The following is a 13,744-nucleotide window of genomic DNA, read 5'->3' on the forward strand; positions in this document are numbered from 1 at the left end:
ATAAAAAATCAGGATCGACGACGAGTCGGTCCTGATTTTTATTGGTTTTAATGATGCATCTTGAATTCTAAATACCGATCGTTATACAGGCCCACTTTTGCTGGTGAGAGATCTTGATAGATTTGCAGATGGCGGATGGTCTTATCATCCGGATAAAATTGGCGATCATTACGAATGGCTTTTGGTAACAGTGCTTTAGCAGCCCGATTAGGCGTGGCATAACCGATGTAAGCCGCATTTTGCGCCGCATTTTTCGGCACGCTCATAAAGTTCAAAAAGGCATAGATTGCCTTGAAGTGGCGTGCTGTCTTCGGAATGACTAAGTTGTCAAACCAGAGATTACTGCCTTCAGTAGGCACAACGTAATGTAAGTGTGAGTTGTTTGCTAACATTTCGGCCGCTTCACCGGACCAGTCAACGGCCACGGCCGCTTCATTTTGGATCATGTACATTTTGATTTCATCTGCGACGACGGCTTTGACGTTGGGCGATAATTGGTCTAACTTATTGCGCGCCGCTAATAAAGTGGCCGGATCAGTCGTATTCATGGATTGATGCATGGACGCTAAGGCCATCCCCATAACATCGCGGGCACTGTCGATTAACATAATTTTATTGCGATATTTCTGGGACCATAAGTCTTGCCAATGCTGAATGCTGCCTGGTTGAACAATCTTATCATTGTAAATAATGCCAAGTGTGCCCCAAAAATAAGGCACGGAATACTGGTTGTGCCGGTCAAACGCTAAATTTAAGAAGCGGGGGTCGTAATTTTGCATCCCCGTTAGGCGTTTTTTATCTAATGGCAGGAGTAACTTGGCAGCTTTCATTTTTTCAATCATGTAGTCACTAGGAACCGTTAAATCATAGCTGGTGCCGCCCTGCTTGATCTTAGTGAACATCGCTTCGTTACTGTCAAAAGTCTCAACGTTAACGTGATAGCCGGTTTGTTTTTGGAACTTAGTCAACAAGCTGGGATCAATATAATCCCCCCAAGTATAGAGGTTCAAAACGTGGCGACTATTGCTCCCCGCACTCGTTTGCAACTGATGGGCACCTAGCGCCAATAAGCCGCAAATCAGGAGTAAGCCGACGATTGCGCTCAATAGTTTTTTCATCCGCGGCGCCTCCTTGGTAAGCGGCGATGTCGCCGTCCATACTGGTTAATAAAGTAATAGCCGATGACTAAGACCAACGCTAAGAGCAACATGAGTCCCGATAAGGCGTTGATTTCGAGATTAATACCTTGGCGGGCACGGGAATAAATTTCGACAGATAGCGTTGTAAAGCCGTTGCCGGTCACGAAAAAAGTTACTGCAAAGTCATCCAGCGAGTAAGTTAAAGCCATGAAAAAGCCGGAAAAAATTCCGGGCATGATGTAGGGGACGATCACTTGGCTTAAAAGTTGCCAGTTATTTGCACCTAAGTCGGCGGCAGCGTCGAGCAAGCTCGTGCCCATTTCTTGAATCTTCGGCAAGACCATTAAGACGACGATGGGAATTGAAAAGGCCACGTGACTAAGCAGAACTGAGCCAAACCCGAGTGGGATTTTTAGAGCAGTAAAAAAGATTAAAAAGCTTGCCCCAATAATGACATCTGGGGAAACCATCAAGATATTATTTAACGCTAATAAGGTGCTGCGAGTGACTGGTCGTGTTGTATTATTGATACCTAAAGCGCCTAAAGTGCCAATGGTCGTCGCTAAAATAGCGGAGAGCAAGGCAATTAACAAGGTGTCCAAAAAAATCGCAATTAGCCGACTATCGGCGAATAAGGCTTGATAATGAGCCCAAGTAAACCCATGGAAATTTGTCATGGTGGTGCCGGCACTAAAGGAGTAAACCACCAAAAAGATAATCGGTGCGTATAGCACGATGAAAATCAACCAGAGGTATAAGTGTCGCCATTTGAAAGTGAGATGTTTCATTTTGTCAGCCCCTTTCGATGATGGCGCTTATCGCCGCCGGTTAGCCACATAACAATCACCATTGCAATGATAAGAATCACCCCAATTGTTGAGCCTAACCCCCAGTTCATGGTGGTGAGGAAGTGTTCTTCGATGGCCGTACCTAACGTAATGACTTTATTACCGCCAATCAGGCGCGTTAGCATGAAGAGTGAGAGTGACGGAATGAAAACCGCTTGAATCCCGGCTTTGACACCTGGCAAGGTCAGTGGAAAAATCACCCGACTAAAGGTTTGCCAATTGGTAGCGCCTAAATCGCGGCTAGCATTGATATAAGAAGGTTTGAGCTCACTCAGCGCATTATAAATCGGTAGCACCATGAATGGAATCTGAATATAAGCGGCCACAAAAATAAAGCTGAAATTCGTAAATAAGAGCTGCTTAGGGCCAATTCCAATGAAGCTCAAAAATTGATTGGCGATGCCATTTTGACTAAAAATTCCAATAAAGGCATAGGCTTTTAATAGTAAGTTAATCCAAGTTGGCATAATAATGAGCAATAACCAGAGCTGGGCATGCTTCGTTTCATTCAACAAATAAGCAGTTGGATAACTGATTAGAACCGTTGCCAAGGTAATTAAAAAGGCGTACCAGACTGAATTGACCGTCATCAAGAGATAGGTCTTGGAGGTGAAGTAAGTTTGGTAATTAGCCAAAGTAAATTGACCGTCAATGTTGAAAAATGATTGATAAATCAATAAGATGACCGGTGCCAATACGAATAATAAAATCCAAAGGGTGTAGGGCACAAAGTAGGCGGTATTACGACTTAAACGTTGTTTTCGTTGCATTTTAAAGCCCCCCTAATCCACATCATAACGTTCCAAGCGCGCATCAAAGGCAGCTTCGGATTCGTGTAAGCGCATGACGTGGATATCTTGGGGATCAAAGGTTAATCCAATTGGGGCGCCTTCAGTGGCCGGATTGGTGGCGTGCACCAACCACTCGTTACCGTCATTATCGGTCGCAACAATTTCAAAGTAATTGCCACGGAAGAGCTGTGAATTAACGGTTACAACGAGCTTACCTTGGTCAGCGGCGACAATGTCTAAGTCTTCCGGCCGCAAAACGACTTCCACGGCTTCATTGGGGCGCATCCCAGCATCGGCGCATTCGAATCGTTTGCCAACAAAAGCCACTTCAAAGTCTTTAACCATCTGGCCGGGAATAATATTGCTTTCACCAATAAAATTGGCCACGAAATGATTAATGGGTTCATCATAAATATCAACGGGCGATCCACCTTGTAAAATTTGACCGTCATTCATGACGAAAATCTCGTCACTCATAGCGAGCGCTTCTTCTTGGTCATGAGTGACAAAGAGAAAAGTAATCCCTAAGCGTTGTTGTAAGGCGCGGAGTTCATATTGCATGGCCTTACGGAGTTTAGCGTCTAATGCTGATAAGGGTTCATCGAGTAAGAGCACTTTTGGTTGCATCACCAGTGCCCGGGCAATTGCGACGCGTTGCTGTTGACCACCAGATAAGGCACTAATTTCACGATCACCAAAATCAGCTAGTTGGACTAGGGCCAGGGCTTGTTGCACCCGAGTGGCAATTTCAGCTTTAGCGACTTTATGTAGTTTTAAGCCGAAACCCACGTTTTCAGCGACATTTAGATGTGGGAATAGTGCATAGTCTTGAAAGACCGTATTGACTTGACGCTGATTAGCAGGTAAGTCATTGATAACCTGACCATCAAAATAAACTTGCCCACTAGTGACCGCTGTAAAGCCAGCAATGGTCCGTAAGATGGTGGTTTTTCCACAACCAGAGGGCCCTAGTAGAGTGTAAAATTTACCGGCTTCAAGTTCTAAATTAATATTTTTAAGAATGGGTTGGTCGCCATAGCTTTTTCCAACCTGAGTTAACCGAATAATCGGTTGTGTGTTAACCGCCAATTTAAAGACCTCCTCGGATCGTTCGACCCTTAATTATAACGAAAAAACACCCAGTAGCAAGTCACAACTCGCTGGGATTAGCCCGGCCTCAAAGCTCATAAAAAAGGCAGGAATCTGAGACGATGGCCTCAGATTCCTGCCGCTTCCACTTGATTGGCGGGATTAGCTTAATTAGTCGGCACGGTAGACGAGTTCAAAGACTTCGCTGACCATGGGGGTGTCGGCATTTAAAACATGCCCATGGGCTTCTAAGTCAGGCGTAAAGGCCTGAGTTTTGAGTTCGCGCCAATTCCCGATTGAACGGTCGCCATCGGCTTCGTGATAAGCATGCTCAGCGGAGATGCGATAGAACGGAATTAATTCTGAAACAACCGTTTTAAGGATTGCGACGGGTTTCATATCACCATCCAAGAGGACGTTGTAATCACCAACTTGCGGAATTGCAACTTGTTCAGCCGTGTAAGCGTCTAACGGTGTCGTGGTGGCGGTCTTGATTCCGGCCAAAATTGCCTCAGTTAAGGCTTGAACTTCGGCTGGTTTTTTCTGATCACCAAACCACCGGGTCTGATAAGAGGCGCCATTGGTGGCAGTTGTTTCATTAAAATTTTGCCATAATTGTGCTGCTGATTGTGCTGGCATAACTTTCACCTAATTTCGATTAGAGTATTGAACTTGGTTTTTTTGTAACCGAATTCACAACCTAAGTATAGCATGTTGAAACCCAAAGCGACAAGCCATTTGCGATGGGTGTGGGCCAAATTAGTCCTGACGTTATTTCTGTTATAATAAAGGCGAGTTAAGGGCCGGTTTTAAGCTTGAAAGGAGTTTTTAAGATGGAAATTACGCCAGTTAGGTCAACTGACTTACCACAGATTTTAGCGATTGAAGCGGCTGGGTTTACGACTGCCGAACAGGGCACGGCACTTGCCTATCGCGAACGGATGACTAAGTTAGCGACCACGTTTTTAGTCGCGCGAACAGCGGATACGGTCTTAGGGTTTATTGTTGGTCCGGCAGTGACGGCCCGGTATATTGAAGATGATATGTATACAGTGACGCCGACTAACTTAGTTCAGGGTGGGCATCAATTGGTGTTCACCTTGGCTGTGGCCCCGACTGCCCAGCATCAACATGTTGGCAGCCAACTATTGACAGCGTTAGCTACGGTGGCTCAACAGGCTGGGCGGACAAGTATGGCCCTGACTTGCCTGGCCCGGTTGATTCCGTTTTATGAACAAAATGGCTTTAAAAACCAAGGCGTCGCAGCCTCGACACATGCTGGCGAGACTTGGTATAACTTAGAGAAAACATGGGAGTAACCAATCATGAAATTATCAACTTTGCAAACGCAATTACCCAATTTTACGGTTAAATTATTAACGTTGGCGGATCAACAAGCGCTATTGGAACTCGAACAAAGCAATCCCCAATATCACCAGTATTTTTCACCGAATGACTTAACGTTAGCTGAAGTCCAAGCTGATTTGACCACCCGCCCAACCGGCGTAGCGGCGGAACAAAAACAAGTCTTTGGGTTTTATCTGGCGCACCATTTAGTGGCCGTTTTAGACGTGTTGACGCAATATCCGAAGCAGGATTTCTTGTTCATCGGTTTGTTAATGGTCGGCCAACCCTACCAGCGGCGCTCAGTGGGCAGTGTGATTGCTACGGGGTTAATGCAGGCAGCGCTCAAAAGTAACATCCACTGTTTACAGTTATCACGGGTGACGGATGATACTGCGACCGCCGCTTTTTGGAAAAAGTTAGGCTTTGAAGATGGCGATCAGTTGTTCTTACCATTAGCCCATGATGGCCGGTTAGCCGTGACGACGATGACGCGATTATTAGCTTAAATCTTGGCCGTTAACATTAAAATAATTCTAATGGAATTCTTACGATAAAACGCTCACAAGCTGTTGCGAGGCATGTTACACTCGTGGTGACAAAAACAGTAGAAATGAGGTTATTTTGATGATTAGACATTGGGAAAAAGTGGACACGGGGCTGTTGATTACCGCGATTATTTTGGTGGCAGCTATCGGTTACTTTTTTGAATTAACGGCTAGTATGACCGTCAGTGCGATTGCCTTTCCAAGTGGCTTAATTATTTTAATGGGCATTATGGAATATGCTGTTCATGAATTACGACGTAAATAAGTTAGTATGGCCTTAACTAACCAGCTTTTGAGTCCGATTGAGATTAAATAATCACTGCCAGAATTCACAAAATTCTGGTAGTGATTATTTTTTTCAAAAGGTTTTAATTTGATTGTCTTATACTGTACTATGCTGTATGATGTGTAGTACAGTATAAGACAGTTACGGAGGTAGCGCTATGGTTATGATTGATCATCAAAACGGCCAGCCGTACTATGCGCAACTGGTTGCGGGTTTGCAACAAGATATTGCGCATGGTGTTTTGCAGACCGACGACCAACTGCCATCGGTGCGTGAAATGGCGAAGCAGCACTTGCTGAATCCGAATACCGTCAGTAAGGCGTACAAACAATTGGAAGCCCTGCACGTGATTCGGACGGTACAAGGCAAGGGTAGCTATGTCAATCCACCTGACCGTAACGCAGAGCGGGCAACGATTCAACAAAAGCTCCAACAATTGGTCCAGCAAGCCCAACAAGTTGGCGTGCCGATTGCGGATTTGATTACGTGGTTAACTGAACTGGAGGAGACCTCATCATGAGTTTAACAATTGATAAATTAAGTCAACAAATTGATCAACAAGCGACGCTAACGGAGCTTAGTTTTGAGCTACAATTAGGCCAAATTGTTGGTGTGATTGGGCGTAACGGCGTGGGCAAAACGACGTTGTTTCGGACGATTAACGGCCAGTACTTGCCAACCAGTGGTCGGGTGCTAGTCGATGGTCAAGCGCTTAGTCAGCAGCCAGCCTTAAAAACGCAATTGAGCTTTGTTGATGCCCAAGCTAATTTCTTTAAAGGACTCACCGGGCAACAAGTGCAATGGTATTATCAGACGGCTTATCCGGCTTTTGATGCAGTAAAGTTCACGCGCCTTGCCGAACGTTACCACTTACTGCTCAATCGAAAATTACGTCATTTTTCAAAAGGCATGTTCGGCCTATTTACGATTATTCTAAGTGTAGCGACCGAAGCGCCATATCTGTTTTTAGATGAACCTTTGGATGGGCTGGACGTGTTGATTCGTAAGAATGTGTTGAGCATTTTGATTGATGAAGTGGCAACGGGACAACGCGCCGTCTTGATTGCTTCCCACAATTTGTCAGAGTTAGAAGGCATTATCGACCGGGCCTTAATCTTGAAACAGGGCCGCTTGATTCATGACTATCAGCTAGAAACAATGCGAACGCAAGCACGAAAGTTACAATTAGTTTATCGTGACAAAAAAATCCCACGATTGTTGCGAGAACAAGGTCACATTGTCAATGTTTCTGGTCGGGTCATTGTGGTGGTCTTTGAGAACTTTACAACTGAGTTAGCCACGCAGTTAGCTGCGACGCAACCGGCCTTTCAAGAAACGTTGCCATTGTCGTTAACCGACTTATTCATGGCGAATTTAACGGATGAACAGGATTACGATATTTTAGGTTAAATTAGGGGGCAAACTAAATGACAAATCAAGCGGTTCGGCGGTTACTCTGGCATCGGTATTGGGGCGTGTTACTCGTTGCTTGCGGGTTAGCGCTGATTGGCGGCGTCCGGGCAGCCATCAATACAGCCATTTTAGCGGATAAGGTATTTTTACATGGGGCGCCAGCTAATGATAATGGCGTGCCAATGTTATTGGCCATCTTTGGGATGGTGATTATTCTAGGTTGGTTTACATTTATGTGGGATAACTATACTAACTTTAATCATTACCTGCTGGCCTTACGGGCGACCCGGCAACAGCTTTATCAGCAAAAAATAGGGCTATTTATGAGTACCATTGTGATTAGTGATGTGTTGATGCAAGGCGTATTTTTAGGGTTGGTGCGGCTACTGACACATTATCCACGAGCCTATAATCTCAATTGGGGGGCAACGTTACGTTACACGATTAGTCAGTTAATGTTTATCCTGGCGCTATACCTACTAGTTGCCACAATTGGGTTGTGGTTAGGCCAGCCATTAGCGAGTGCTTTGGTTATTCTGATTTTCTTACCAAGTTTGGTCTTCTTTTATGATGGTGTCTTGAGCTTAAGCGCTAAACTCATGCAAGTGAGTTCAATTAAAATTGATCCTTTGCACCAATTGAATCAGGCCACTTGGCCGGGATTTTGGCTGGTGACGATGGGCGCCTTAGTGGTCATCATTGGGTTATATGGCTTGAATCGCTGGGCCAGTCAACACTTATCATTGAAGAATAGTGGTGACTTCTTACTATTCCCACAATTTAGAACGCTATTCTTATGGTTAGCAGTTGTTTATTTGAGCGTTAGTGTGGGATTCTCTGGCTTTTGTACGCTCTTGTTAAATACAGTGACTAGTCAGGCCTATGATCAGTTTCCTTGGTCACAAGGCATTATCATGGCAATCGTCACGGCTTATTTAACTTGGAGTATTGGGCGTTGGCTCATGTATCGGCCGGACCGAGTTCTTGATGCCTTTAAATTTAAAAAATTAAATTAAAGTTACTGTAACTAAAAAGCGCCGTCACTAGCAAGCTAAACTTGCTGAGTGGCGGCGTTTTTTGGCGGCAATTCTACATCTGTATTTAAAGGTTTAACGAATTTTATTTAAGCGTTTAGCGACAGTTTTAATGTTCAACAAGTCCCAATCTTCCAAGTTATGTGAAATGGAGTTGTGACCCCAAGTCCCACAGCCTAGCGTCAAGGAAGGCGCGACATTATCATACTTAAAGCCAATGGCTCCTTGTGAGGATGGCACATTAATCAAGGCCCGGCAAGCAGTCATTTCAAGGGCAAAGTCATTCATCACGGCTTCATCAGTTGTGTGTAAAGTGGCCGTGTGACCTAAGCCACCGAGCGCTAAGCTACGTTTCATTAAATTGAAGCCCGCAGCGGTGTCTTTAGCGTGAACCACAGCTAAAACTGGTGATAGCTTTTCGCGTGAAAGGGGTTGATCCCCACCAATATCAGGTAATTCAACAGCTAAGACTTTGGTGGCAGCTGGGACGTCAAAACCAGCCCATTTGGCAATTTGCCAAGGTGTTTGACCGGCAACTTTCGGGTCAACAGCTTGTTTTTTCAAGTTCATGACCGTGCTTTCGAGGGCTTTAAAGTTTTCGGGCCCAACGAAGTAGACCCCATCGGCACTCAAGGCTTGCTTGACGTCATCGTAGATACTGTCATCAACGATTAAGTTAGATTCTGAGGCGCAAATCATCCCGTTGTCAAACGACTTAGAGATAATCACATCGTTAACGGCTTGCTGAACATCGGCCGTCTTTTCAATGAAACAAGGGACGTTACCGGGGCCAACACCGAGTGCCGGTTTCCCAGTTGAATAGGCTGTTTTGACCATGCCAGCACCACCGGTAGCGATGATGGTAGCGACGCCCGGATGGTTCATCAATGAATTAGTGGCTTCCAAGCTAGGTTGCTTAATCCATTGAATCCAATCTTTAGGGGCACCGGCAGCGATGGCCGCATCACGAATGATTTTCCCAGTTTCGACACAAGTCTTTTGCGCAAATGGATGGAAGCCAAAGATAATTGGATTCCGGGTCTTTAAGGCTAACATGGCGTTGAAAATGACAGTCGAAGTCGGGTTAGTCACGGGAGTTACCCCAGCAATAATCCCAACGGGTTCGGCAACTTTAGTAATGCCACTGACTGGGTCGTCGTTAATGATACCGACTGTTTTGTCATCTTTAATATAGTTGTAAATATTTTTAGCAGCAAAGTCGTTCTTCGCCACCTTATCACGGTAGTTCCCCCGGCCAGTTTCATCAACGGCCATTGCAGCTAACATCCCACGAGCAGCGTGGGCGGCGTGAGCCATGGCGGCAACAGCTTGATCAATCTGGGCTTGGTCCATGACTTCCAGGCGACTGGCAGCCAAAGAGGCATTTAACACTAAGCGATCAATTGATTGTTTAATTTCAGGTTGTGCATCAATTTCTTTCAACATCGAGTGATTCCTCCTAAGCGATTACGATACTTGTTGTTTATTTCACAAGTTCTATTATAAACACTTCTTCACAAATGTAAATAAGAACTTTTCTACGACAATTTAGTTTTACTTACTTTTGGTAATGCCGGTGTTAGCGGACTTTATTGTGAAATAAAAGAAAACGCTTACATTATTAATTCTTTGATAATTAGTTATTTGATTCACAATTAAACAACTTGAAAATCCATCGTTTATTAATTACCGGAATAAATAATATTAATTTCGGAAAAGGCTTACATTGTCAAATGGTTTGTTAACCCCTAGTCTGAAGCACGTTGACTTAGGCAAGAAATATGATAAATCGGTTATCACTCCTAGGTAAAGTGTGCTAAAATAAGTGTGATTCAAAAATCGTATCTCTTAATTAACCTAGGAGGGTTATTTTTATGTCATTTGTAAATGCTGTTGATATGACACAAGACGCATACAAGAACCATTACGCTATTGGTGCGTTTAACACTAACAACCTTGAATGGACTCGTTGCATCTTAAAGGGTGCTCAAGAAACCAACACCCCAGTTATTCTTCAAGTTTCAATGGGCGCTGCTAAGTACATGGGTGGCTACAAGCTAATCAAGCACTTAGTTGCTGATACTATGGAAAACATGAACATCACTGTTCCTGTTGTTATGCACTTAGACCATGGTAACTACGAAGCTGCTAAAGAATGTATCGAAGTTGGTTTTTCATCAGTTATGTTTGATGGTCATGACCTACCATTTGCCGAAAACTTAGAAAAGACTAAGGAAATCGTTAAATTGGCTCATGCTAAAGGCATCTCTGTTGAAGCCGAAGTTGGTTCAATTGGTGGCGAAGAAGACGGTATCATCGGTGAAGGTGAATTAGCATCTGTTGAAGAAGCTAAGACCTTAGCTGCTACTGGTATCGACATCTTAGCTGCTGGGATTGGTAACATTCATGGTAAGTACCCAGAAAACTGGACTGGCTTACATTTTGATCGTTTACAAGAAATCTCAAACGCTGTTAAGATGCCATTGGTCCTTCACGGTGGTTCTGGTATTCCTAAGGACCAAATCGTTAAGGCTGTTGAAATGGGTATTAGCAAGGTTAACGTTAACACTGAAAACCAAGTGGCTTTCGCTAACGCTACTCGTGCTTACATCGAATCTGGCGCTGACCAAATCGGTAAGGGCTACGACCCTCGTAAGTTATTGGCACCTGGTAAGAAAGCCATCGTTGATGTTATCACATCACGGATTGGTTGGTTCAAAACACCAGCTGTTAAATAATTAGATTTTTGATTCGGAGAAGTCGACCTTGGTCGACTTTTCTTATGATTATTAACAATAAATAAAATAAAAACGGCTGAGATTAACTTCTCAGCCGTTTTTTGTTGAAAAAGATTTAGGAATTAATGGCTGCCATGAGTTGGCGTTCACGATAAAAGAGTAAGACGATAAACATGAGTACGTATAGGCCTAGAGGAAGCCAAGCGTAGTTTAAGGTAATCATGTGTTGCGTGGCGGTGTTTTGCGCCTGATTGGCGACGTAGCCGGATAAGTGGAAGAGCCCGGCAGTGACAAGCCCGCCAAGTCCCAGCCCGACGTTGACACCGAAGTCATCGGTGGATGCTAAGATGCCCTCAGCTTGAATACCCATGCTCATGCCGTAACGAATCGTGTCAGCAATCATAATAGATACGAGGCCAATGATGAGGCCATTACCGATGGCATTAATAAAAGTACCCGCAAAAATGATAGCTAAGTTAGGCTGCATCACGCCCACTGCTAATACGAGTTGACCCAAAGCGGCGACAGCGATACCAGTTAGCATGGTGCGCTTTTTGCCTAACTGTCGGGAGGTCCGGACGATTAATAAGACCCCAATTAGAGCGGCAAAGGTGAAGCCGTTGACGAGTGGCACTAATTTTTCAGCATGTAGTAAGTATTTAAAATAATAAATGGTGGTTTGGTTCTTGATAGCCGTTGTGAGCCAGTAGAGTAAAATAACGATGGAAATAATGAACCAGGGCTGATTCTGCTTTAACATGCCCCAGACCTCACTAAGGGGCTGATGGGCCTGTTCTGGTTGACTGAAGCGTTCGTGAACATGGAAAAAGGTATTCCATATCAGAATTAATGAGATAATTCCAAAAACGATAATCGTCAGTAGGAAGCCGCGCTGTTGATCACCACGGCCAAAAAAGGCGACTAATGGCAAGGTGAAGACGGCGACGATAATCTGGACGGAACTGCCAAAGAATTGGCGGATAACGCCGAGCAAGGTTAATTCATGTTCATTTTGCGAGAGCGTCGGTAAGATTGATGTAATCGGTAAGTTAACGGCAGTATAGAAAAAGCCGAGGCCTAAGTAAGTCACGTAAGCCCAAATTAATTTGCCGGTCTGATCAAAGTTAGGGGTGACAAAGGTGAGCACCGCAAAAATGACATAGGGCAAGGCGTACCATAAGAAGAAGGGCCGACTTTTGCCGAAGCGAGAATGGGTATGGTCAATCATAATTCCAATAATTAAGCTTTCAACGACATCAGCGAGGCGGGCCACGATAAATAAAATAGCAGCGGCACTCGCCGAAAGGCCATAAACATCCGTATAAAAGAACAGTAAATAGGTCGTCATCATTTGAAAGACGAGGTTGTCAGCGGCATCACTTAGCCCGTAACTAATCCGTTCCGGCCAAGCCGTTTGCCAAGGTTGTTTCAAGTTATCATCTCCGTTCAATTAGTTTCACATGGTTAAATTGTACACCAATTTAATTTTAGGTGCTGGATTCACGATTAGGCCGGTCACACGTTATGAAAACTTAGATGATAAAAAAATTGCGACAAGAATGTTTGAATTCTTGTCGCAATTTTTAGCGCATTCGATTAAATTTAATTTTTACTCGTTTTACCGAGCTTAGTTAGGGCTGGAATTAAGCCCAAGCTATCTAAAGTTTGGTTTGGTAAGACAACCGTGTTGGAATCACCATTAGCCAAAGCTTTGACGGCTTCCGTGTTTTGGAAGATGAAGTAATTTTCTGAAGAATTGCTCAAGGCGGTATTCAAAATCCGCGTCCGATAAGCATCGGCATCCGCTTCTGTTTGGATAGCAGTCGCTTTCGCCGTGGCGCTATTAACTAAAGCTTCATTTTGCGCCTTGTTTGTCGCTAATAGGGCTTGGTTATTGGCTTCATTTTCCAAGGTGATTGAGCGGCTTTTCCCTTCAGCGGTTGCGATGGTAGCGTCTCGTTCCCGAGTGGCCTGCAATAACTTATTCATGGAAGCTTGAATGTCAGCGGAAGGGTTCACCGAGTCAATATTGACCCGATCGACGTTCAACCCGTAACCAGCGGTGACTGATGAGATTTCCTTGAAGAGGGCGGCGTTGATTTCTTGGGTACCATTTAAGACTTCATTCAATTCTTTATTCCCGATAATCCCACGTAAAGCTGCCCGGGTATCTTGAATCATACTTCGAACAGAATCTTCATTTTTAAAAACAAAATCCTCGATATTAGTCACGTGATATTTCAAAGAAATCTTTACTGAAATTTCAGCGTTGTCCTTGGTAATTACGACTTGTTGATTCAAATCGACGGGGGTTTGGGCCGTTGTTACGGTAATAACTCGTGAAATGAATGGTTTGATAAAGTGAAAACCGGAACCAATAACGCGTTCGAACTTCCCGAATGTTAAAACAACACCCTGATTAGGCTGAGTAATAATCCGAATTGCTGCGACTAAGATAATAATAAGTAATAAAACGATAATGATACCAATAATTAATGCCATCATGACACTTAA

General features: G+C 44.2%; 15 protein-coding genes. 7 read left to right on the forward strand and 8 right to left on the reverse strand.

Annotated elements, in window-relative coordinates; all coding sequences use genetic code 11:
• Positions 1 to 47: 47 nt before the first annotated feature.
• The 5 genes from C5Z26_RS09350 to C5Z26_RS09370 form a co-directional block, all read right to left on the reverse strand.
• Positions 48 to 1,118, reverse strand: coding sequence for an ABC transporter substrate-binding protein (locus C5Z26_RS09350; protein WP_105449694.1), 1,071 nt, complete (start codon positions 1,116 to 1,118; stop codon positions 48 to 50).
• A complete protein-coding gene (locus tag C5Z26_RS09355; protein WP_105449695.1) occupies positions 1,115 to 1,927 on the reverse strand; it encodes an ABC transporter permease in 813 nt (270 codons plus the stop codon). The genes C5Z26_RS09350 and C5Z26_RS09355 overlap by 4 nt, the downstream gene beginning before the upstream one ends.
• Positions 1,924 to 2,757: an ABC transporter permease gene (locus C5Z26_RS09360; protein WP_105449696.1), complete on the reverse strand. Its 834-nt coding sequence runs from the start codon at positions 2,755 to 2,757 to the stop codon at positions 1,924 to 1,926. The genes C5Z26_RS09355 and C5Z26_RS09360 overlap by 4 nt, the downstream gene beginning before the upstream one ends.
• A gap of 12 nt (positions 2,758 to 2,769) precedes the next feature.
• Positions 2,770 to 3,867: an ABC transporter ATP-binding protein gene (locus tag C5Z26_RS09365; protein WP_105449697.1), complete on the reverse strand. Its 1,098-nt coding sequence runs from the start codon at positions 3,865 to 3,867 to the stop codon at positions 2,770 to 2,772.
• Positions 3,868 to 4,038: 171 nt separating this feature from the next.
• Complete coding sequence (locus C5Z26_RS09370; RefSeq protein ID WP_105449698.1) at positions 4,039 to 4,506, reverse strand: ASCH domain-containing protein; 468 nt, start codon at positions 4,504 to 4,506, stop codon at positions 4,039 to 4,041.
• A 194-nt stretch (positions 4,507 to 4,700) separates the two neighbouring features.
• Here C5Z26_RS09370 and C5Z26_RS09375 point away from each other — a divergent pair, with 194 nt between their 5' ends.
• From C5Z26_RS09375 to C5Z26_RS09400, 6 genes are all read left to right on the forward strand, one after another.
• Positions 4,701 to 5,186, forward strand: a complete 486-nt coding sequence (locus tag C5Z26_RS09375) for a GNAT family N-acetyltransferase (RefSeq protein ID WP_105449699.1) — start codon at positions 4,701 to 4,703, stop codon at positions 5,184 to 5,186.
• 6 nt (positions 5,187 to 5,192) lie between these two features.
• Positions 5,193 to 5,720, forward strand: coding sequence for a GNAT family N-acetyltransferase (locus C5Z26_RS09380; RefSeq protein ID WP_105449700.1), 528 nt, complete (start codon positions 5,193 to 5,195; stop codon positions 5,718 to 5,720).
• A gap of 118 nt (positions 5,721 to 5,838) precedes the next feature.
• On the forward strand, positions 5,839 to 6,024 hold the full coding sequence (locus tag C5Z26_RS09385; RefSeq protein WP_105449701.1) for a hypothetical protein: 186 nt from the start codon (positions 5,839 to 5,841) through the stop codon (positions 6,022 to 6,024).
• A 178-nt stretch (positions 6,025 to 6,202) separates the two neighbouring features.
• Positions 6,203 to 6,565, forward strand: a complete 363-nt coding sequence (locus C5Z26_RS09390; RefSeq protein ID WP_105449702.1) for a GntR family transcriptional regulator — start codon at positions 6,203 to 6,205, stop codon at positions 6,563 to 6,565.
• Positions 6,562 to 7,455: an ATP-binding cassette domain-containing protein gene (locus C5Z26_RS09395; RefSeq protein WP_105449703.1), complete on the forward strand. Its 894-nt coding sequence runs from the start codon at positions 6,562 to 6,564 to the stop codon at positions 7,453 to 7,455. The genes C5Z26_RS09390 and C5Z26_RS09395 overlap by 4 nt, the downstream gene beginning before the upstream one ends.
• A 17-nt stretch (positions 7,456 to 7,472) precedes the next feature.
• On the forward strand, positions 7,473 to 8,474 hold the full coding sequence (locus C5Z26_RS09400; protein WP_105449704.1) for a hypothetical protein: 1,002 nt from the start codon (positions 7,473 to 7,475) through the stop codon (positions 8,472 to 8,474).
• Positions 8,475 to 8,567: 93 nt separating this feature from the next.
• Here C5Z26_RS09400 and C5Z26_RS09405 read toward each other — a convergent pair whose 3' ends face one another.
• Positions 8,568 to 9,938, reverse strand: a complete 1,371-nt coding sequence (locus C5Z26_RS09405; protein ID WP_105449705.1) for an aldehyde dehydrogenase family protein — start codon at positions 9,936 to 9,938, stop codon at positions 8,568 to 8,570.
• A gap of 428 nt (positions 9,939 to 10,366) precedes the next feature.
• On the opposite strand from C5Z26_RS09405, the gene fba reads away from it, so the two are divergent.
• The gene (gene fba / locus C5Z26_RS09410; RefSeq protein WP_105449706.1) at positions 10,367 to 11,230 is read left to right on the forward strand and encodes a class II fructose-1,6-bisphosphate aldolase; all 864 of its coding nucleotides are present in this window, start codon (positions 10,367 to 10,369) and stop codon (positions 11,228 to 11,230) included.
• Positions 11,231 to 11,345: 115 nt separating this feature from the next.
• Here the strand turns inward: fba and C5Z26_RS09415 are convergent, their stop codons facing one another.
• Positions 11,346 to 12,662: a glycoside-pentoside-hexuronide (GPH):cation symporter gene (locus C5Z26_RS09415; protein ID WP_105449707.1), complete on the reverse strand. Its 1,317-nt coding sequence runs from the start codon at positions 12,660 to 12,662 to the stop codon at positions 11,346 to 11,348.
• Between the two features lie 170 nt (positions 12,663 to 12,832).
• Positions 12,833 to 13,735, reverse strand: a complete 903-nt coding sequence (locus tag C5Z26_RS09420) for an SPFH domain-containing protein (RefSeq protein ID WP_105449708.1) — start codon at positions 13,733 to 13,735, stop codon at positions 12,833 to 12,835.
• Positions 13,736 to 13,744: the final 9 nt, after the last annotated feature.

It is taken from the genome of Lactobacillus sp. CBA3606 (assembly GCF_002970935.1).
Lineage (GTDB): Bacteria > Bacillota > Bacilli > Lactobacillales > Lactobacillaceae > Lactiplantibacillus.

Excerpts from the sequence above, each read along its gene's own strand:
- C5Z26_RS09350 (WP_105449694.1), bottom strand. The coding sequence starts at position 1,118 with ATGAAAAAACTATTGAGCGCAATCGTCGGCTTACTCCTGATTTGCGGC.
- C5Z26_RS09355 (WP_105449695.1), bottom strand. The coding sequence starts at position 1,927 with ATGAAACATCTCACTTTCAAATGGCGACACTTATACCTCTGGTTGATT.
- C5Z26_RS09360 (WP_105449696.1), bottom strand. The coding sequence starts at position 2,757 with ATGCAACGAAAACAACGTTTAAGTCGTAATACCGCCTACTTTGTGCCC.
- C5Z26_RS09370 (WP_105449698.1), bottom strand. The coding sequence starts at position 4,506 with ATGCCAGCACAATCAGCAGCACAATTATGGCAAAATTTTAATGAAACA.
- C5Z26_RS09375 (WP_105449699.1), top strand. The coding sequence starts at position 4,701 with ATGGAAATTACGCCAGTTAGGTCAACTGACTTACCACAGATTTTAGCG.
- C5Z26_RS09380 (WP_105449700.1), top strand. The coding sequence starts at position 5,193 with ATGAAATTATCAACTTTGCAAACGCAATTACCCAATTTTACGGTTAAA.
- C5Z26_RS09385 (WP_105449701.1), top strand. The coding sequence starts at position 5,839 with ATGATTAGACATTGGGAAAAAGTGGACACGGGGCTGTTGATTACCGCG.
- C5Z26_RS09390 (WP_105449702.1), top strand. The coding sequence starts at position 6,203 with ATGGTTATGATTGATCATCAAAACGGCCAGCCGTACTATGCGCAACTG.
- C5Z26_RS09395 (WP_105449703.1), top strand. The coding sequence starts at position 6,562 with ATGAGTTTAACAATTGATAAATTAAGTCAACAAATTGATCAACAAGCG.
- C5Z26_RS09400 (WP_105449704.1), top strand. The coding sequence starts at position 7,473 with ATGACAAATCAAGCGGTTCGGCGGTTACTCTGGCATCGGTATTGGGGC.
- C5Z26_RS09405 (WP_105449705.1), bottom strand. The coding sequence starts at position 9,938 with ATGTTGAAAGAAATTGATGCACAACCTGAAATTAAACAATCAATTGAT.
- fba (WP_105449706.1), top strand. The coding sequence starts at position 10,367 with ATGTCATTTGTAAATGCTGTTGATATGACACAAGACGCATACAAGAAC.
- C5Z26_RS09420 (WP_105449708.1), bottom strand. The coding sequence starts at position 13,735 with ATGATGGCATTAATTATTGGTATCATTATCGTTTTATTACTTATTATT.